Source organism: Candidatus Aquicultor sp., from assembly GCA_036504445.1.
In the GTDB taxonomy this organism is placed as follows: Bacteria; Actinomycetota; Aquicultoria; order Aquicultorales; family Aquicultoraceae; genus DASXVE01.
The window spans coordinates 1-17,794 of record DASXVE010000017.1 but is presented as its reverse complement, the minus strand read 5'-3'; the positions used below and the strand labels follow the sequence as shown (position 1 = coordinate 17,794).

The window sequence follows — 17,794 nt, the reverse complement described above, 5'->3', positions numbered from 1 at the left end:
GACTCATCCATTCTAAGTGTGGTACTCGGCATTTATTTTTACATAATCATAGCTAAAATCGCACGTCCAGACACTCGCCGAACCTGCCCCAAGCTTGAGATCGATCTCGACTTTAACATCCGGTTGTTTCAGAAGCTCTTCAACCTTAAAGGTGTTATATGCGATCGGAGTGCCGTTTTCCACCAGTTTTTCTCCATCGTAGTAGACATCGACTTTCGTCTGGTCGACTTGGGCCGAAGAGTAACCGACGGCGCAAACGATCCTGCCCCAATTCGGGTCTTGGCCAAAAAAGGCCGTCTTTACCAGGTTGGAGTTCGCTACCGCCATCGCCGTTTTCTTGGCATCCGAATCGTTGGCGGCGCCCTTTACCGCGACCTCAATCAACTTAGTGGCACCTTCACCATCGCGCACGATAAGTTTTGCCAGGTGAATGCATAGTTCGTTGAGCGCTTCTTGAAACAGGTTTATGTTTTGATCGGTGATTGTTACTCCCGATGCGCCGTTTGCCAGCATTACAACCATATCATTTGTGCTGGTATCACCATCGACGGTAATTGAGTTAAACGACATATCTACGGCTGTCTTCAGAATAGTATTGAGAGTATCTGCCGGCACGTTAGCATCGGTTGTAATAACGGCGAGCATCGTCGCCATATTCGGCGCAATCATACCCGAGCCTTTTGCCATACCTCCGATTTTTACTTCACCGCCACCGGTTTCGAAGCTTACCACGAACTCTTTCGAGAAGGTATCGGTAGTCATAATAGCTTCTGCTGCGTCGCTGCTCCCGTGCTCTGATACTAATTTCGCTGCAGTCGTTATGCCCTGCTCGACTTTCTGCATCGGCAGTGGAACTCCGATAATGCCGGTCGATGAGACGATAACGTCGTCCGGCTTGATACTGAGCGCACCGGCTGTAATGCCGGCCATAGTTTTTGCATCTAACAAGCCTTGCTTTCCGGTGCACGCATTTGCATTGCCGCTGTTTATAACTATCGCTTGAGCAATACCGTTAGCCACATGCCCTTTGCTTACCAACACCGGCGCCGCGGCTACTTTATTAGTCGTAAATACGGCGGCGGCGCTCGCAGGCATATCAGAAAGAATGATTGCCATATCTTTGCGCCCACTCTGCTTTATGTCGCATGCGATACCTGCCGCTTTATATCCTTTTGGTGCGGTAACCCCGCTGTGTATCATCAGTTTTTCGTACCGTTGTTTCTCTTGGTTATCCATCAGCTTTCTCCTATGGCATAAGCCCTGGTTGTTTTAGCCCCATATCCTGTGGCAACCCCATCATAAGGTTCATATTTTGGATCGCTTGCCCTGATGCACCTTTCACCAGGTTATCTATTGCTGAAAACGCTGTAATCTTGTTTGTTCTCTCATCATAGACAAGCCCGATCTGGCAATAGTTCGAGCCCAAGATGCTCTTCGTTTGTGGCAGCTGGCCTTTCGGCAATACATTAACAAACGGTTTGTTCTTGTAGAACTCATTATAAAGCTCAAGCAGTTCATCAAGGTTCGTGTCGCCAATCGCGTCCACATATGCAGTTGTGAGGATACCCCTGCTTATCGGTACCAGGTGTGGCGTAAACGATATGATAATCTTCTCACCGGCGATATCGCTAAGGTACTGCTCGATCTCCGGCGTATGCTGGTGCTTTCCGCCCGCTTTATATGCCGTGAGGCTTTCGTCGACCTTGCAAAAATGCGTCTCGGGCTTAGCATCGCGGCCCGCACCCGATACGCCGCTGAGCGAATCGATAATAATACCACTCATTCTGGCTTTATGCTTAGCGAGCAGCGGCGCAATTGCAAGAATGGCGCTTGTTGGATAACAACCGGGATTCGCTACAAATGTTGATTCTTTGATTTTATTTTCATAGATTTCGGGCAAACCATACGCAGCCCGTCCGAGAAGCTCGGGGTTCGTATGCTCCATTGTATACCAGGTTCTGTATGCGCTAGCGTCATGTAAACGGTAATCGGCACTGAGATCTATGACTTTATGATCGGAGCTTTGAAATTGAGCCGCCGGCTTCATTGCTTTGCCATGCGGCAGGGCTAAAAAGAACAGCTCGGCTTTCTTAATCGCCGTTGTGAATTCATAGGGCTCATATACCAGGTCGGTTATTCCGTAAAAATTCGTGTAGAGCTCGTCGACTCGCGTTCCCTGATACTGGTTTGCCGTTACATATGTTATTTCCATCTCGGGATGTGCCACCGCTAACCGGATAAGCTCGGCGCCGGTGTATCCCGATGCTCCTATAATGCCAACTCTAATTGTCATGAGAGCTCCTTACATCACAACTATAAACTCTATTATTATTAATATAATTAGCATATTCCTAGCAGTTTATGCAATGGCTAAACATAATTATTTTAGTTATTTCGCAATATTGATGAATATTTTGTATTGCTTATGCGTTATAGGATAGGACTTTATGCTGCATCAGCGTATAAATCTTATTCTTACCGATTATCTAAAAACGGTTTGTTGGATTAACGGCAGGTGTCGGCGATCAGGTATGACTTTAATATGCGCCTTGACAGTCGGTATGCTAACGTATAAAAGCTCTGCAATTTCCGTATTTGTAAAGCCCCAAAGCATGAGATCCAGAACCTCGTTTTGGCGGCTGCTGAGTCTCTTATTCAATTCATACGGCCCGTGTGCGGTATTGGCAATTTGTTCCGAATAATCATCGCAAATATACAATTCGCCGCGAGCAACCGTACGAATTGCTTCAAGTGCGTGACTTACCGATAAGATGATCTTTTGGTACTCCGATCAAGCGCCCAGTGGCTAAGTTAGCGAAGACAATACGTCCGTCTAAATTAATGACCGCGATCGGATATGGTATCGCTTCAAGCGTGCGTTCACACAAATTCTCCATACTGCTATCTCCTGCCGGCGGATTACCATATCTGACCAGTAGTTTCAAATTTAACATGCCGTAGTATAAAAAATCCACAGCAAGCGTTTTATAGCAGGATAATCCTGAAGATAAACATTAATACGCAGGAAGTTTTCCTTCTCCGAGATCTCCGCGGCAATTACGAAACGTGCTAATTCAGTACACCGAATAATAAAATCCCGTGATTAGGGTATCTACGAAACAACACAATGTGCCTAACATCAGTGCAGGTTGAGCTATTGAGGAGTATGTAATGGTAGAGATACGCTGGCATGGCAGAGGCGGCCAGGGCGTTGTGACGGCCGCCAAGGTGCTTGCCGCAGCGGCGTTAGCCCAGGGCAAGCACATCCAGGCATTCCCCGAGTACGGTCCGGAGCGGCGCGGGGCACCCGTCCAGGCATTCACGAGGATCGACGACGACCCGATCAAGCTTTTCTCCCATGTGACCTCGCCACAGATCGTCGTTGTTCTCGACCGCACACTCGTCGGTAAAATCCCGTTTACGGAAGGGCTCGTCGAGGACGGTACGGTCATTGTCAACTGCCGCCACTCTGCAGAGCACTTACGCGATGAGATTGGGCTCGGTTACGGCAAAGTGTTTGCCGTTGACGCCACGACCATTGCCAATGAGACCATGGGGCGGCCCATAACCAATACACCGATGCTTGGTGCGCTGATTAAGACCACGGATATCCTGAGCGTGGAAGCCGTTGAAAAAGAGCTGCGAACGCTCTTTGGGCCGAAATTGAGCCCTAAGGCGCTTCAGGCCAATATCGATGCGCTGCGACGTGCGCACGAGGAGGTGCACGGCGAATGAACGAAGAGCATTCCAATGAAAAGGCCCACGATCATCTGCATATCTACGACGGGAAGCCCGTTGAGGAAATGAAAGGGAACCCGGGGTGGCGCGATATCACCGAGGGCACGGTAATCGTGGATGCCGGCAATGCCGCACGTTATCACACCGGTGACTGGCGTACTGAAAAGGCAATCTGGATCGAGCAAAAATGCATACAGTGAATGTTGTGCTGGATGTTTTGCCCGGATGCGGCATACCTGACAAAAGATGAAAAAGTGATCGGGATAAACTACGACCGGTGTAAAGGCTGCGGTGTGTGCGCCGAGCAGTGCCCGGTTGATGCGATCGCTATGACCGAAGAACTATAGCATAGCTGTACGGCGTATTGCGCAGTTAGGTTAACTGCGACAACCATATGAAACTGAGTTAAAACGGATTGGGGGTTTTAGCTGTGACACTGTCTAAAGCCGACGAAGAACGATTCGGTGAACCGACGGATAAACAAGAAAACCAGGAGCCCGATATGCTCCGCAAGGGCGTGATTGAGGAGGGCGAAGGGTTCAAACACGAAGCCGAGTATCAGTGTGAATGGCCATCCCAGGGCAAGACAGCTCCTGAGTCGCATGGGCTCCATCACCATGGCGAAGAGAAACAGGCGGCGCTCGGCGATGAGGACGAGCCGCCCGAACCGGGCACCCCCGCTTTCTGGCCCTCGGCAGATCTCGACCAGGACGAGGATTGGGAGCCGCCTGCGCGCAACAAGCCCGATAGCTCACCGTGGTGCGAGCGTCAGGAAGGTGAAGAATAATGGCCATACGGGTTGCCTACACCGGAAACGGGGCCTGCGCGCAGGCCATGCGCCAGGTAGAACCGCACATGGTTGCAGCTTACCCGATTACCCCGCAAACCGAGGTGGTCGAGGAGTTCGCCCAGTTTGCCGCCGACGGTAAGGTAAAAACAAAGTTCCTGCCGGTCGAGAGCGAGCATAGCGCCATGAGCGCCTGTATCGGCGGAGCAGCAGCCGGCGGCCGCGTGATGACCACAACCGCGTCCCAGGGTCTCGCTTACATGTGGGAGATGCTCTTTGTCGCTTCGGGGCTTCGCCTGCCTATCGTGATGGGCGTTGCCAACCGGGCGCTCTCGGCCCCGATCAACATCCATGGCGACCACTCCGACGCCATGGGTGCGCGCGACAGCGGCTGGGTGCAGCTGTACTGTAAAACCGTCCAGGAAGTCTACGATACCCTTATTCAGGCGGTGCGCATCGCCGAGCATGGCGATGTACACCTGCCGGTTATGGTCTGCTACGACGGCTTCTCGGTCTCGCACAGCCTCATGGATCTGGAGATGCTCCCCGAGGGTCAGGTAAAAGACTTCGTCGGCCGTTTTACGCCCCGGCACCCACTGCTCGATATCGCCAACCCGGTCACCTACGGACCGCTCGCCCTCTACGATTTCTACTTCGAGTACAAGCGTCAGCAGGTCGAGGCGATGGCTAATGCATTAGATGCCATTAATGAGGTTGCAGAGGAATTCGCTTCCCTATCCGGGCGCCGCTACAGCGCGGTCGAGCACTACCGGCTCGACGATGCAGAGTTGGCTTTGGTAAGCCTGGGCTCCACGGCGAGCACAATCGAGTACACTGTCGACCGGTTGCGTGACGAGGGCATAGCCGCAGGGGCGCTGCGCATCCGTACCTTCCGCCCCTTCCCGCAAGATGCGATCCGCGAAGCCCTCTCACCGGTAAAAGCGGTTGCAGTAATGGACCGGGCTGAAAGCCTCTCCGGCTGGGGCGGACCGGTCGGCATTGAGGCCAAAGCGGCTTTTTACGAGACCGAAACCCGACCGCTGCTGCTCGATGTCGTCTATGGTCTGGGCGGCCGCGACGTCGGCATCGACGGTATACGCGAAGTTTTTAGCGAACTCAAGAAGGCCACCGACAACGGTAAGGTACCGGAACCGGTGTATTACCTGGGCCTACGTGATTAAGCTTAGAAGATCAAGGTATTATTATTGCGGCTTATTAGGTTAACGATATTGAAGAATAAATAATAGGCAGGCTATGAGGTGGTCAATGTGGCTGTAAACTTAAAGAAATTCACGAATAAGCCCGAGCTTTTTACGAGCGGGCACCGGCTCTGCGCGGGTTGCGGCATCGCAACTATAGTTCGCCAAGTGCTCATGGCGGTCGAAAACCCGGTGGTCATCTCGAATGCAACCGGTTGCCTGGAAGTCGGGTCTACTATCTACCCCTACACCAGTTGGAAGGTCCCCTGGATTCACAGCGCCTTTGAAAACAGTGCGGCGACGATCTCCGGTGTGGAAACCGTCTACGAGGCACTTAAAGAAGAAGGCTCGGTAACCGAGGACATTCGTTTTATTGCCATCGGCGGTGACGGCGGTACCTACGATATCGGCTTGCAAGCGCTCTCGGGGGCGCTCGAGCGCGGGCATAACTTCACCTATATTTGCTACGATAACGAAGCGTACATGAATACCGGGATGCAGCGCTCGAGTGCAAGCGCCTACGGCTCCTGGACTACGACCACCCCGCTCGGCAAGATCGGTAAAGGCAAGGCGATACGGAAAAAGCCGCTTACCGACATCGTGGCTGCCCACCGCATCCCGTATGTGGCGCAGGCCGCGCCGGGCCACTGGCGTGATTTGATGAACAAGGTGCAAAAAGCGCTTGCGACCGAGGGGCCGTCCTTTTTAAATATACTGCAGCCGTGCGTTCCGGGCTGGCGCATCGAGCCTTATGTGAGCATGAAGGTAGCAAAACTTGCCGTTGAAACCTGTTACTGGCCGCTCTACGAGGTAGAAAACGGTGTCTACCGGGTGACGGTAAAGCCTAAGGAGAAAAAGCCGCTTACCGAATACCTGGAGCTGCAGGGGCGCTTCCGCCACCTGCTCGCTGAAGAACAGCGGCCGCTGCTTGATGAATTGCACGCGGAAGTGGATACGGCTTGGGAGGAACTATTGGCAAAAAGTTCGCCTGCAGAAACGAAAACCGCGGAGTAAGTAAAAAGTATAATAACGACTCCGCAAAATATTTGAATGACCGTCGTTCAGTCTCTTCCCAATCAACATAGCTTGCTATCTAAGGCTAGCGGAAGGAAAATTACGGCAAAATGATTTTGCTAGCGAATAACTAACGGTATACTGGTAACCATGTTAAGTGCCGAGGCCGTGATTCTCTTCATAATTGCATACATCCTCATAATGGCCGAAGAGAAGGTTCTGATCAGCAAAAGCGCTGTTGCCCTCGTCCTCGGAACAGCCCTGTGGGTTCTTATTGCTATTCGCGATCACGCTAAAGTAGTTCCCCACTTGAGCGAAACGAGCGCCGGCATTTTCGAAATCATAATATTCATACTCGCAGCGATAACGCTCGTACAGATACTCACTCACTACCGACTCTTCGACTGGCTGCGTTACCGGATCGCCAGGTACCCGCTCAATGCAAAAGGGCAGTTGTGGCTCATGTCGGCTATGGCATTCCTATTGTCCGCAGTGATCAACAATATCACGGTAGCAATTGTTTTTACGCAGCTCATGCGGCTGTTCTTCAAAGGGAAAAATCTCCTGATTGCGGCAAGCGCCGTTATTATTGCAGCAAATGCCGGGGGCGCTTTCTCCCCGATCGGCGACGTCACTACGACGATGCTCTGGCTCAATAATAAATTTAGTAGTGCCGAAATTATTCAATTCGCCCTGGCGCCTTCGATCGTTATCTACCTGATCTCCACAGCTCTTCTTGTTATGCAACTTAAGAAGGGCCAGGTTGAGCCACCTGCTGAGCAGGATTTTCAGTTTTTACGCTCAGAAAAGCTTGTGATCGGATTTGCGTTTGGCTCTTTCGCTCTCCCTTTTATCGTCAACCTAATCGGCCTTAATCCGTATCTCGGAATCCTGTTCGGGTTGGGAATCACGTGGATTGTAATCGACATCCTGCGCAGACGTCTGCCGGAACACCGGTCGCACTTCACCGCATCCATAGAGCATTTCTTACGCGATGCCGATATTTCAACGTTGCAGTTTTTCGTCGGGATACTTTTAGCCGTCTCCGCCCTTGATTACCTTGGAATTTTGAGCGCTGCGTCAAATCAGCTCCTGGGGCACACCCCATCCCTCGGCCGATTGGTAGCGGGCAGCTCGCTTATGGGAGCACTCTCCGCATTAGTGGACAACGTTCCGCTCACCGCAGCAGCGATGGAGATAGTGAAGACCACGGATACTTCAATTTGGGCGCTCATCGCGCTTACCGTCGGAGCCGGCGGCTCGATCCTCTTAATTGGATCGGCAGCCGGGATAGCAGCTATGGGAATCGTAAAAGAGCTTACTTTTAGCAGCTATCTTAAAGTGGCAACCATTCCGGCGCTATTAGGATATGCTGCAGGTATCGGTATGTGGTACCTGCAACACCTCACACTTAGAATGTAGTTTGCGGGCATTTCGCTATTCTCTACCCAACCAGCAACCTTTCGACCATTACAGAATTTTAGGGGCTTAATCCCGCGAAATACTTACAGGACACGCATCATCTACAGTAAAGTACCGCCGCTGGAAATAGAGAGCCACATTAACAAGCCCGATTAAAACCAGCACCTCAACAAGGGGACCAATAACAGCAGCAAACGCAGCACCTGAGTTAATCCCAAAAACCGCAATCGCTACTGCTATAGCAAGCTCAAAGTTGTTGCTCGCCGCTGTAAACGAAAGCGTGCAGCTTTTCGAGTAATCGGCACCGACTTTTTTGCCCATGTAAAACGAGACCAAGAACATCAGCGCAAAGTAGATAAGAAGCGGAATGGCAATTCGCACCACATCGAGCGGAATCCTTACAATGATCTCGCCCTTAAGCGAGAACATAACGACGATAGTAAAGAGCAACGCAATGAGCGTTATTGGGCTAATTGTCGGGATAAACTTGGTTTCGTACCACTCTTTGCCCTTTGCCTTTAGCAACACGAAGCGTGTAAACATCCCGGCGATAAATGGAATGCCAAGATAGATAAGGACGCTCTGTGCAATTTGGCCAATGCTGATATTTACGATCGTATCTTTAAGGCCAAAGAGTGGCGGTAGCACGGTTATAAAGATATAGGCATAAACCGAGTAAAAAAGAACCTGAAAGATCGAGTTAAAGGCCACCAAACCTGCGGCATATTCGCGATCACCCTTGGCAAGCTCGTTCCAGACGATAACCATTGCAATACGGCTGGCCTACGTTTTGTGGTTCTGCCTTAGAGTCCATGAGTTTTGGATAGATAATAACGGCCGCAAGAACAACGACAATTATTATAATAGCGGCCTTTGTTAATGCGCTTGTGCTCAATTACTTCGCCTGCCCCTCGCTAAGTTATTCCTCTATACCAAGAACCCTGTATGCTGCCTTATAGATCAAATCCTCAGGAATCTCCTCATAGGTTTGACCGTCATATTCAACCGTGCGACAATAAGCCTCGCTACCGGTTATGCAGGAGCAGGACTCACAGCAATTCTCAGAAACAACGATCTCTGGCAATACTTCCTCAAGCGCCCTGCCATTAAAGAGAACCATGTTTGATTCAGTAATTTTCTTTTCGGGAAGAGTTATCTCGATAAAATCTACGATCACGCCCTTAGGTGCCAGTTCTTTTGTTAAGTCGGCTACGACATCTGAGAGCGTCTTGCCGGTTTCAGAACAGCGGACGCACGTCTTGCCGTCCATCTCAAGATGCCGCCACTCAATTTCGAGCTTTCTCATATTTTTCACACAACCTCTTATAACCAGATTAAATAGGTGCCCGGTAAAGACAATGCAGGATCAATTTTGCCGAAAAATGTTGCACAAAACTTTTCTAGCGGGACGCCGTAGCCATCAAGCTCCGCATTAAATACGTCCTGCAAATTTGAAGCGGGGTCGGTGCTAATAAGCAGAATGCTCTTTTGTCTAAATCAAATGCTTCAAACATAAAATTACCCCTTTCTAGCAGCAGCCGGTAGAACCACAACCGCAAGCATCATTTTGTTCGAACTGCTTCGTTTCGATTGCAGTACCAAACCATTCGGATAATTCTTCATTGGTTGAATATTCCCTGGTCTTCACGATCTCGCCATCAGCAAGCGTTACCGGCAAAACGTCCGGGCCTTCTTTTTGTAAAAGATCGCTAATGACTTTATTTGCAACAAAAGCTTGCGGCTCATTTGATAGCCCATATCTCTTAATCTCGATCCTCTTTTCTTTAAGAGCGTTTATGACTGTTGCAATACGTAACAGGTTCTTATCGACGGACGGCCCGCAAACACCAGTGGAGCAGCACATCGCAGGGTCGAATATCTCGATTCTCTTCATAATTAAATCCTCTTAAATAACTAAGTTAAACAAGTATCCGGTAAAGATGATGGCAACGGCAACCGTCGCAAAAAACGTCGCAAGAAGCGGCTTCTTTAATACTTTACGCAAAATAATCGCTTCCGGCAGGCTTAAGGCGGTCACTGACATCATAAACGCCAAGGCCGTGCCCATCGGAACACCTTTGCCGACGAGCTCGGTAACAATAGGGATAGTGCCGGCAGCGTTTGAATAAAGCGGCACACCGAGTAGAACAACAAGCGGCACTGCTAATGGATTCGCCTTTGCTGCAATGTGAGTCAGAAAATCTGCCGGTACATAACCATGAATAAATGCACCGATGCCTACACCGAGGGCAATGTAGGGCGCAACCTTTTTTACCAGATCTTTGGTGTAAGCTAAGGAGTCATCGGAGCGAATCTTCCAAGTAAGCTTGGCTGCCTCTGTTACGCTCCTACCAACCTTCACCTGGTAGACAAAATCCTCGACCCAATTCTCAAGGCCAAGCCTGCCGATAATGATGCCTGAAACAATAGCAATCAGAAGACCAGATCCGATATAGATCAGTGCAACCTTCCAACCAAACAAGCTCCAGAGCATGCCGAGAGCGATTTCATTGATCATCGGCGAGGCGACTAAAAACGAGAAGGTCACGCCAAGCGGGATACCCGCTTCAATGAAGCCAATAAAGAGCGGCACTGCCGAACAGGAGCAAAAGGGAGTAACAATTCCAAAAAACGCCGCAAGGACATTGCCCACATATTCGCTTTTATTGCTAAGAACAGCCTTGACCTTCTCTGCCGGTAAGAATGAGCGGATAATGGCGATAGCATAGATGATAACGGCAAGCATCACGAGGATCTTTGCCATGTCGTAGATGAAGAAATTTATCGCACCGCCAATTATGGAGCTTTTGCTAAAACCCAGGAGGCTGTAGGTGAACCAGTTAACTGTATCTTGCCACATGTTGTTATCCTTTCAGAAGTGCTTTGACGTCAGCAACACTCGGCACGCGGCCGCTTATCTTAACCACACCGTCAACAACAAGGCCGGGGGTCGAGAGAACACCGTAACTCATAATATCTTTGATATCCTCGACCTTCTCGATGCTTGCATCGATGCCAAGCTCACTTACGGCTTCCTTAGCAGTTGTCTCTAACTTCTTACAGTTGGCGCAGCCCGTTCCTAAGATTTTGATCTGCATTAAATCCTCCTAAAATTACTTGATTATATAGATCTGTTAAACAATCGAGCTTTTCAGCGTTAACGCTGTAGTAAATCCATCTTCCTTCGCGCCTGGTATCGACCAAGCCAGCCGTTCGGAGTTCTTTTAAGTGGTGGGAAGCAAGGTTTTGAGGTAAGCCGAGGGGTTCATGGATATTGCAGACGCAGCGCTCGCCTTTACTTAAAAGGCACAAGATTTGCAGGCGATTAACATCTGCAATAACCTTTAAATATTCGGAAAGCTCCTTTATCTTCTCGAATTCCTTTGTTCCGTTTACACAACACTTCTCCATACCATACCTCATATCAACATTATTTATATCAATATATATTGATATTATATTTATTACATCGGCCAGTCAAGGTTTTTTTGTTTAATAGGAAGTTTAGAATAATTGCGATTAAGGCTTGCTTTGACAAGTCATCATTTAAGGTGCTCCCCGGATCGGGCAATCTTCGGCTTTGGACCAATTGTGCTTATACATTTCTGCTTAGGATATATCATTCATCAGATTCGAGTTTTAACACATTACCAAGTGTTCGGCTTGATTTAGTCAGTTCGCATATCTACTTACTACGATCACGTATGATTATGAAGGTGAATCAAATTCTTATTTTCATGGTAAGCCGGCAAAATTATTAATAAAGAAATTGTTATTTAGGGAGATTGTAAAACAATGTCAGAATTAGAAAACGAGGCTCAAAAAGAAACCAAATATAGAATTAAGGTAACAAAGAACGGCCCCTATATTGTGTCGGGAGAGTCCCTCTTTCGGAACAGAGAATATGTACCGATACCGATGGACAGTGCCACGGATGGAAAGAAGGAAATAAACTTCGATGGTACCGAGACTGCCGTTCAGAGAGGATACCTGGAGCAAGCCACTGAAATATTAGGGCCAGACCTAAAATTGACTGACGCCAAAACCTTCTGTGCCGGGGCTAAGTTTTGCCATCGCAGTGCCGGAACATGGAAACTGGCTGAGCGATCTGACGGCCCGGAGGCCAGACAAATGGCAATTGAGGAAGCTTGCGAGTGTCCTTCGGGAAGGCTGGTAGCTTGGGATAAAGACGGGGCAGCTATAGAACCGGACTTTGAACCCTCTATAGGGCTAATACTGCTGCCTGAGACTGCTGTTCACAATATGGGACCCTTATGGATGAGAGGCAATATCCCGATTGAATCGGCCGATGGCAAAGTCTATGAAATAAGAAACGGGGGTGACGCTTTGCCGCTGCGGAAAAAGCTCCAATAAACCATTTTGTGATGGCAGCCACCGGAAACCATAAGCCGAACATAAGTCGAAAGCTGGATACAAGACCGGTGCCTTTATTATGTTCGGTGGTGTTGTAAATGTTTAGTCCATGGACCCTGCACCTTTGACTAGCTCAAGAGTAATCTTTTCTTCCCAATGGTCTTTCAAGAAAGAGGTTTATTGCAATTCGATTAGTCACCGTCGCCCTGGGTGTTAGCCGAAGGCTCCTGAAAATACAATCGCACTTACGAGCAGGATCAGGCTGATGATCGCGCCAATGATGGCCAGCGGACGCCACCATCCTGGAATCGAAGGGGCAAATCCAATAGCAACTGCGCAGGCAAGAATTACGATTCCCGCAGTGGCGTGGAAAGCCAACGCGAGCGTTTTAAGTCTGTCACCCGTGATGGCGCTACCAAGAAGCCAAGAGCTTCCTCTCCTCTCCTTGAGCGTGCGGGGTACTAGGATTCCAATGGGATGTATGTAAACCCGTGACAACCAACGACGAAGGCAATCAGATACCGTAACCAAGGTGTCATCCAACTCTCTCACCTCCTTTGCGAGGCTTCGTCTGAGGGCAATATGGAGGGCGAGGAACATCAGAGGTCCACAAAAGCATAGTCAACAATGTTTATCGTTTTATTCTCCTTTTACTTGCTGTTCTTCAGAAACTGTCCCAGGAGAATGGCTTACCGTGCCCCGGGTAGACGGTTTTTACCTTTAGCTTCTTTAGCTTTTCGACGCTAACATTTGCTGCCGCTAAGTCGTCGATTAAAAAATGGATATCTGCTTTGATCATATTCATGAACAGGTCGCCACAGAAAAGATCACCACTTGTTGTCAGAATTCCGATTGAGCCACTCGTGTGCCCTGGAAGATACAGAATCCTTGCATCTAACCCGTATGCGGAAAGATCGAAAGCTTCATCGATAGTTACATCCGGCTTAAAGGGATCTAACTCTTGTGATTTGATGAAGAACCGTGCCATAAAACTTATAATCTTGCCGAATACCGTAAATCTGTCAGGTTTGGCTTTGTTGCCCCATGACTGATCCCCGCGCTCAACTTTGCCGGTATCACCCACGTGCATAGCAATTCTTGCACCATACTTTTCGCGAATATAGGCGGCATTGCCGCTGTGGTCGAAATCTCCGTGGGTTAGAATGATAAGCTTGAGATTACCGGGCTTGCAGCCCGCGCTTTCCAGTCCGTTTTCAAGCCTGGTCGGATTATCCAGCACCCCGGTGTCAATCAGAACAAACCCGCTATCGGTTTTTATGAGGAAGCAATTTACTCCGCCTACGTTAATGGTTTTTATCTCTTGTGACATAGTTCCCTCTCGTCGGATTCCTTTTTCTATATTGGATATTATAAGCATCATTCCCAAATAATACGAAGCTTTTAGTAATTGAGCGGTCATCTACCTAAAAAGCGGAACTGGGTGATGTTCTTTGCTTTCGCACTATACTCATTAAGATAGAGCCTTGGCTTGCTGAGCCTTATCCCGTAACAATACCCAAAAAGTAGAATAGCCGCTCTACAAAGCGGCTTTCTTGTATGTTCGTATGCGCTCTAAAAATGCATCCCCGGATTCGCATTTATTCCAACTTCATACAGATATTACCAGTTTGATTGGTTGAGTTTCTATTGCTTCTATCTTAGGCAGGTGTCAGGTGAGAGGTTAACTTATATTCAATTTATGACTCGGATAGGACTTGTACTAACGATAGGTTTCGCTGAATGGTCTATGGTTTTGGAATACCAAGGTCTTTGCAGATTTTAACGACAAGATATTCATCGATTTCTTTGTGACGCGGAACAGTTGAGACCTTCTTCTCGATTCGGCTTATAAAAACGGTATGATTTGCACCTTCACGCAAGAAAACACATCCATTATTTTCTAGATAGCGGATTAGATCTTTTCGTTTCAAGCTATGATTTCCCCAAATTCCTCTTTTATTATTTCGACTCCCTCCAGCTCTTCTTCTGCCATTTGCCGATTTGCTTTAAGAACAAGCTGAACAGCCTCAACTAAATTATCTTTTGCTTCTTTTAGCGTTTCTCCTTGCGTATTTACTCCAGGAAGTTCCTCAACATAGCCGATATAACCGTAGGGAGATTTCTTGAAAACCGCTGTTAATTTCTCATGCATTTTATCACCTGCCTTTTTGACTATTATGCCATAAGATGCTTAATAATACGAAACTTACCAGAATTGTTTCAATCCAAAACCGTAAGCATTACCGTACTAAATCTCGTGAATTATCGCTCTACAAAGCTACAAATATGTCTAGTTTCGGTTTGTACTCAAAATGGGTTACGGTCAAAGAATTCAGTGGTGGCCAGAGACGGACTTGAACCGCCGACACGGGTATTTTCAGCCTCACGCCTAGCCGGCCCTTGCCTTCGACATGCGGGCTCCGATCAAGTCGAAGAGACTGCCGGCCGACCTCTTCAGCACACCCAGCCGGGTTGGATAATAGTAGTCGGACTCGAACCAGCCCTGTTCCGAGTAGTACGTGTAGTCTCGATAGTTGTCATCGAGCTCCAGCCTGATGCTCGTCCGGCCCATTCTGAACGCCATGAGCCCGAACAGCCCGGGCACGGGATTAGCCGGCTTCGATAGTCGCTTATGGAACCGCTTGCTCTGCTTGGCGAGAGCCTTGTCCCGCTTCTGTTGTTCCTTCTCCGTCATCGGCTCAAAAGCCGTGGCGCAGCTGCCTTTCACTACGTTAAAACCGAGACCTCCTCCTACGAAGTCGAGGTACTTCACGATCTTGTGGCCTCCATAGATGCCCTGGGCGACGATGCTCGTGAAGGTCTTACCGTGGAAGCGGGGGCGGTGGAACACGAAGCCGAGCCTGTCGAGAAATATTTTCATGGTAGCGGAGACCTGAAACGAGTAGTTCGGCGACGCAAAGATCACGCCATCGGACGCCATCATCTTCTCGATGAGCACGTCCCGGTCGTCCTTCAAGGGGCAGAACTCCTCGCCCTTCTCGAAGCACAGTCTACAGCCTCTACACGTCTCGATTCGGTAGTCGCTCAAAGCGACGATCTCGGACTCGACCCCGCCAAGCGCCTCCAGCCTGTCGAGGAACTCACGGACGGCCTTGTACGTGTGCTTTTTACGAGCAGATCCAACGAAAGCAGTGATCTTCTTCATCGGGCCAGCCCCCTCACCGGCAAACCTTTCTGGGCGCCGGCTTCGATTGGGATGTAGTCTTTCTTAGCTCTTAACAGAGCAACGGCCAGCACGAGCACCCATAGCATGGTGCTGTAGATGTTCACGCGCTCGAGGATTCCCGCCCACGGCGTCGAAGCAGCCTGCGCTGTCATCTGCGGAGCCTGCGCACCCACCACGGCCCCGGCAGCCATGAGTACCAGGATCGTCCCGATCGAATAGAGACGGAAACCCTTCCCACGTACACCGGACCCGAACCCGATGAACAGCACTATCGAGAGAACCTCCAAAGCGGTGAGGACGATGTGGCCGACATCGGTGGCCGACATCGCGGATCCGCGAAGGTGCATCGGCGAGAACAGTAGCGTCGCTTGACCGACGACCGCGTACACGACCAGCATGATCGCCGCGACACACAGAGAGCGCTTCTTGCCAGCCGCTCCCCATACGCCTATGCTGAACGCAATCACGAGTGCGTTGTACACGCTGAAGAGAGGAACTATCATCGGTCGTGTCGGAGCTCCGATGGCGCTGAGCTCGCTTACGGCTTGATTGGTGTAGCTGTAGCCCTCCCATCGCATTGCCGCGAGTATGTCGGTAGCGACATAAAACAGCGAAGAGAGGATGCCGCAGACGAGAAGGAACTTTAGTACCGTCGTAGGTGCTTGCGATTCTTTTCTGGCTTGTATCATTGTTTCTTGTTTCACTCTTCTCCCCCTAACTTCTTCCCTAAGAAAGCCTTTTTGCCTTGCAACCCATGAACCAGTTAGTTTTTATCCAACGAGGCCTGGTAGGCCTTCCATCCCGGACACCACTTGATGTGCCAGAACCACAATCGCCCAATAATTGATTTTGGGTTCTTTTCCGCCTTGCGTCGCAACTGGCAATCTTCACATTTAGCGCTCATGCAGCATACCTCCTAATAGTTTTCCAGCTCGTTGACCGAATACATGCTATGTACCCTCAGTACTTTATGTAGCTGAATCTCATGGCGGAACATTGCTATACTTGACCCAGCAAAAGCAAATTCTTATCCAAACAGGTTTTAGTGCAGCTTCTTCAGGCTTATGGAGCCTGTAGAGGCTTTAATGTCTATTTTACCGCCGCCTTCTCCAATCTTTCCGATTAGCTTTTTATCAGTTGATTGGCTTACGGTTAGAGGCAGATCTTCATAGGTAATTTTTCCGTTGGAGGTGCTTGCCTCCAGTTGTGCAGCAATACTTGGAGAAAGGAAAACTGCGATACTGCCGGTTTTGGTCTTTATCTCCAGGTTATCCCGGATAGCCTGAACCTCTACTGAGATATTACCTGTGGAAGTTCGTGCTTCGTAAATCCCGTTTACCCCGGTAATGTCAATACTACCGGTACTGGTTACGGCCCTTACAAACCCGTCTGCTCTCTGGATTTGAATAGCGCCAGTGGATGTTTTGGCATCAACATCCCCTGAGACATTAGCCACATTGATTTTTCCAGTGGAGGTTTCCAAATAGGCGACCTGCACTCCCCTGGGTACTGTGATGCGGTTATGGAGGGGAACCGCCCCGCATAAAAACGTACTGCATTGAGTCCGGACAACAAATTCACGACCAGTTACTACATCGATACTCGGCTCTTTCAGAAATCTATTCAACCAATTGTTCTGCTTGGCAGCTACTACTTCTATGTAATCGCGGTCCCAACTACTTACGTCAATATTTCCGTTTCTGTTGTATACCTTCAAAACGGTTTCCGGTTCAACGGAAAAAGTTTTCCGGTATATTTCTTCTCTATTCATGCCCAACATTGAAAAAGCACCTCCCATAATCATGAATGCAACTAGTACAATCTTTTGGAAAAGCTTGTCTTTTCTGTAGCATAGGGGAGCGGGGATAGAATTTCAACCTGTGACCTTCGTGTTATGAGCGACCCCTAAGCACCGGACGTCGACTTCGCTGAATGCCTGTTTGCAGGTCACAGGCCGTCGGCATGCGGTTATGGGAGTGCCTGATTGCCTTCATGCGCGAGCTGTCCCGCCTGCTCGATCTAGCCTCTGATGTCCAGAAACCCCAAGTTGGCAACTTTCCAGATTGGGCTTTC

The 17,794-nt window shown here is 49.2% G+C and carries 23 protein-coding genes; 8 read left to right on the top strand and 15 right to left on the bottom strand.

Going from position 1 to position 17,794, the window contains the following annotated elements; translation table 11 throughout:
- Positions 1-12 precede the first annotated feature (12 nt).
- From argJ to VGK02_03885, 3 genes are all read right to left on the bottom strand, one after another.
- Entirely contained in the window at positions 13-1,236 is a 1,224-nt protein-coding gene (argJ, locus tag VGK02_03895; protein ID HEY3374191.1) for a bifunctional glutamate N-acetyltransferase/amino-acid acetyltransferase ArgJ, read from the bottom strand.
- Between the two features lie 10 nt (positions 1,237-1,246).
- Positions 1,247-2,293 carry an N-acetyl-gamma-glutamyl-phosphate reductase gene (argC, locus tag VGK02_03890; protein ID HEY3374190.1) on the bottom strand — a complete coding sequence of 349 codons (1,047 nt, stop codon included), beginning with the start codon at positions 2,291-2,293 and terminating at the stop codon, positions 1,247-1,249.
- 454 nt (positions 2,294-2,747) lie between these two features.
- Entirely contained in the window at positions 2,748-2,897 is a 150-nt protein-coding gene (locus tag VGK02_03885) for a PAS domain-containing protein (protein ID HEY3374189.1), read from the bottom strand.
- A 274-nt stretch (positions 2,898-3,171) separates the two neighbouring features.
- Between VGK02_03885 and VGK02_03880 the strand changes: the two genes are divergently transcribed.
- The 7 genes from VGK02_03880 to nhaD all read left to right on the top strand — a co-directional run bounded on the left by VGK02_03880 (position 3,172) and on the right by nhaD (position 8,160).
- Positions 3,172-3,735, top strand: coding sequence for a 2-oxoacid:acceptor oxidoreductase family protein (locus tag VGK02_03880; GenBank protein ID HEY3374188.1), 564 nt, complete (start codon positions 3,172-3,174; stop codon positions 3,733-3,735).
- Positions 3,732-3,938, top strand: a complete 207-nt coding sequence (locus VGK02_03875; protein ID HEY3374187.1) for a hypothetical protein — start codon at positions 3,732-3,734, stop codon at positions 3,936-3,938. The genes VGK02_03880 and VGK02_03875 overlap by 4 nt, the downstream gene beginning before the upstream one ends.
- Before the next feature lie 12 nt (positions 3,939-3,950).
- Positions 3,951-4,085, top strand: coding sequence for a 4Fe-4S binding protein (locus VGK02_03870; protein ID HEY3374186.1), 135 nt, complete (start codon positions 3,951-3,953; stop codon positions 4,083-4,085).
- Positions 4,086-4,168: 83 nt separating this feature from the next.
- Positions 4,169-4,525, top strand: a complete 357-nt coding sequence (locus tag VGK02_03865) for a hypothetical protein (protein HEY3374185.1) — start codon at positions 4,169-4,171, stop codon at positions 4,523-4,525.
- Entirely contained in the window at positions 4,525-5,706 is a 1,182-nt protein-coding gene (locus tag VGK02_03860) for a hypothetical protein (GenBank protein ID HEY3374184.1), read from the top strand. Before VGK02_03865 ends, VGK02_03860 begins: the two co-directional genes overlap by 1 nt.
- Positions 5,707-5,793: 87 nt before the next feature.
- Positions 5,794-6,738: a thiamine pyrophosphate-dependent enzyme gene (locus VGK02_03855; protein HEY3374183.1), complete on the top strand. Its 945-nt coding sequence runs from the start codon at positions 5,794-5,796 to the stop codon at positions 6,736-6,738.
- A gap of 150 nt (positions 6,739-6,888) precedes the next feature.
- Positions 6,889-8,160, top strand: a complete 1,272-nt coding sequence (nhaD, locus tag VGK02_03850; protein HEY3374182.1) for a sodium:proton antiporter NhaD — start codon at positions 6,889-6,891, stop codon at positions 8,158-8,160.
- Positions 8,161-8,226: 66 nt separating this feature from the next.
- Here nhaD and arsB read toward each other — a convergent pair whose 3' ends face one another.
- The 5 genes from arsB to VGK02_03825 all read right to left on the bottom strand — a co-directional run bounded on the left by arsB (position 8,227) and on the right by VGK02_03825 (position 11,258).
- Positions 8,227-8,928, bottom strand: a complete 702-nt coding sequence (arsB, locus tag VGK02_03845) for an ACR3 family arsenite efflux transporter (protein HEY3374181.1) — start codon at positions 8,926-8,928, stop codon at positions 8,227-8,229.
- Positions 8,929-9,079: 151 nt separating this feature from the next.
- Positions 9,080-9,466: a DUF2703 domain-containing protein gene (locus VGK02_03840; protein ID HEY3374180.1), complete on the bottom strand. Its 387-nt coding sequence runs from the start codon at positions 9,464-9,466 to the stop codon at positions 9,080-9,082.
- Positions 9,467-9,688: 222 nt separating this feature from the next.
- A complete protein-coding gene (arsD, locus tag VGK02_03835; protein HEY3374179.1) occupies positions 9,689-10,054 on the bottom strand; it encodes an arsenite efflux transporter metallochaperone ArsD in 366 nt (121 codons plus the stop codon).
- A gap of 12 nt (positions 10,055-10,066) precedes the next feature.
- Positions 10,067-11,020: a permease gene (locus VGK02_03830; protein HEY3374178.1), complete on the bottom strand. Its 954-nt coding sequence runs from the start codon at positions 11,018-11,020 to the stop codon at positions 10,067-10,069.
- A 4-nt stretch (positions 11,021-11,024) separates the two neighbouring features.
- Complete coding sequence (locus tag VGK02_03825; GenBank protein HEY3374177.1) at positions 11,025-11,258, bottom strand: thioredoxin family protein; 234 nt, start codon at positions 11,256-11,258, stop codon at positions 11,025-11,027.
- Positions 11,259-11,955: 697 nt separating this feature from the next.
- Here VGK02_03825 and VGK02_03820 point away from each other — a divergent pair.
- Entirely contained in the window at positions 11,956-12,534 is a 579-nt protein-coding gene (locus tag VGK02_03820; GenBank protein ID HEY3374176.1) for a (4Fe-4S)-binding protein, read from the top strand.
- 213 nt (positions 12,535-12,747) lie between these two features.
- On the opposite strand, the gene VGK02_03815 is transcribed toward VGK02_03820, so the two are convergent.
- From VGK02_03815 to VGK02_03785, 7 genes are all read right to left on the bottom strand, one after another.
- Positions 12,748-13,077 (bottom strand): hypothetical protein, encoded by a 330-nt coding sequence (locus tag VGK02_03815; protein ID HEY3374175.1) that lies wholly within the window; start codon positions 13,075-13,077, stop codon positions 12,748-12,750.
- A gap of 121 nt (positions 13,078-13,198) precedes the next feature.
- Complete coding sequence (locus VGK02_03810; protein HEY3374174.1) at positions 13,199-13,864, bottom strand: MBL fold metallo-hydrolase; 666 nt, start codon at positions 13,862-13,864, stop codon at positions 13,199-13,201.
- Between the two features lie 415 nt (positions 13,865-14,279).
- Positions 14,280-14,465 carry a type II toxin-antitoxin system HicA family toxin gene (locus VGK02_03805; GenBank protein HEY3374173.1) on the bottom strand — a complete coding sequence of 62 codons (186 nt, stop codon included), beginning with the start codon at positions 14,463-14,465 and terminating at the stop codon, positions 14,280-14,282.
- Positions 14,462-14,686, bottom strand: coding sequence for a type II toxin-antitoxin system HicB family antitoxin (locus tag VGK02_03800; GenBank protein HEY3374172.1), 225 nt, complete (start codon positions 14,684-14,686; stop codon positions 14,462-14,464). The genes VGK02_03805 and VGK02_03800 overlap by 4 nt, the downstream gene beginning before the upstream one ends.
- Before the next feature lie 237 nt (positions 14,687-14,923).
- Positions 14,924-15,700 (bottom strand): flavodoxin family protein, encoded by a 777-nt coding sequence (locus tag VGK02_03795; protein HEY3374171.1) that lies wholly within the window; start codon positions 15,698-15,700, stop codon positions 14,924-14,926.
- On the bottom strand, positions 15,697-16,425 hold the full coding sequence (locus VGK02_03790) for a DUF998 domain-containing protein (GenBank protein ID HEY3374170.1): 729 nt from the start codon (positions 16,423-16,425) through the stop codon (positions 15,697-15,699). The genes VGK02_03795 and VGK02_03790 overlap by 4 nt, the downstream gene beginning before the upstream one ends.
- Before the next feature lie 338 nt (positions 16,426-16,763).
- Entirely contained in the window at positions 16,764-17,501 is a 738-nt protein-coding gene (locus VGK02_03785; GenBank protein ID HEY3374169.1) for a DUF4097 family beta strand repeat-containing protein, read from the bottom strand.
- Positions 17,502-17,794: the final 293 nt, after the last annotated feature.

Excerpts from the sequence above, each read along its gene's own strand:
- VGK02_03860 (HEY3374184.1), top strand. The coding sequence starts at position 4,525 with ATGGCCATACGGGTTGCCTACACCGGAAACGGGGCCTGCGCGCAGGCC.
- VGK02_03875 (HEY3374187.1), top strand. The coding sequence starts at position 3,732 with ATGAACGAAGAGCATTCCAATGAAAAGGCCCACGATCATCTGCATATC.
- VGK02_03830 (HEY3374178.1), bottom strand. The coding sequence starts at position 11,020 with ATGTGGCAAGATACAGTTAACTGGTTCACCTACAGCCTCCTGGGTTTT.
- VGK02_03840 (HEY3374180.1), bottom strand. The coding sequence starts at position 9,466 with ATGAGAAAGCTCGAAATTGAGTGGCGGCATCTTGAGATGGACGGCAAG.
- VGK02_03795 (HEY3374171.1), bottom strand. The coding sequence starts at position 15,700 with ATGAAGAAGATCACTGCTTTCGTTGGATCTGCTCGTAAAAAGCACACG.
- nhaD (HEY3374182.1), top strand. The coding sequence starts at position 6,889 with ATGTTAAGTGCCGAGGCCGTGATTCTCTTCATAATTGCATACATCCTC.
- argC (HEY3374190.1), bottom strand. The coding sequence starts at position 2,293 with ATGACAATTAGAGTTGGCATTATAGGAGCATCGGGATACACCGGCGCC.
- VGK02_03825 (HEY3374177.1), bottom strand. The coding sequence starts at position 11,258 with ATGCAGATCAAAATCTTAGGAACGGGCTGCGCCAACTGTAAGAAGTTA.
- VGK02_03880 (HEY3374188.1), top strand. The coding sequence starts at position 3,172 with ATGGTAGAGATACGCTGGCATGGCAGAGGCGGCCAGGGCGTTGTGACG.
- VGK02_03800 (HEY3374172.1), bottom strand. The coding sequence starts at position 14,686 with ATGCATGAGAAATTAACAGCGGTTTTCAAGAAATCTCCCTACGGTTAT.
- argJ (HEY3374191.1), bottom strand. The coding sequence starts at position 1,236 with ATGGATAACCAAGAGAAACAACGGTACGAAAAACTGATGATACACAGC.
- VGK02_03885 (HEY3374189.1), bottom strand. The coding sequence starts at position 2,897 with ATGGAGAATTTGTGTGAACGCACGCTTGAAGCGATACCATATCCGATC.
- arsD (HEY3374179.1), bottom strand. The coding sequence starts at position 10,054 with ATGAAGAGAATCGAGATATTCGACCCTGCGATGTGCTGCTCCACTGGT.
- arsB (HEY3374181.1), bottom strand. The coding sequence starts at position 8,928 with ATGGTTATCGTCTGGAACGAGCTTGCCAAGGGTGATCGCGAATATGCC.
- VGK02_03785 (HEY3374169.1), bottom strand. The coding sequence starts at position 17,501 with ATGTTGGGCATGAATAGAGAAGAAATATACCGGAAAACTTTTTCCGTT.
- VGK02_03810 (HEY3374174.1), bottom strand. The coding sequence starts at position 13,864 with ATGTCACAAGAGATAAAAACCATTAACGTAGGCGGAGTAAATTGCTTC.
- VGK02_03820 (HEY3374176.1), top strand. The coding sequence starts at position 11,956 with ATGTCAGAATTAGAAAACGAGGCTCAAAAAGAAACCAAATATAGAATT.
- VGK02_03870 (HEY3374186.1), top strand. The coding sequence starts at position 3,951 with ATGTTTTGCCCGGATGCGGCATACCTGACAAAAGATGAAAAAGTGATC.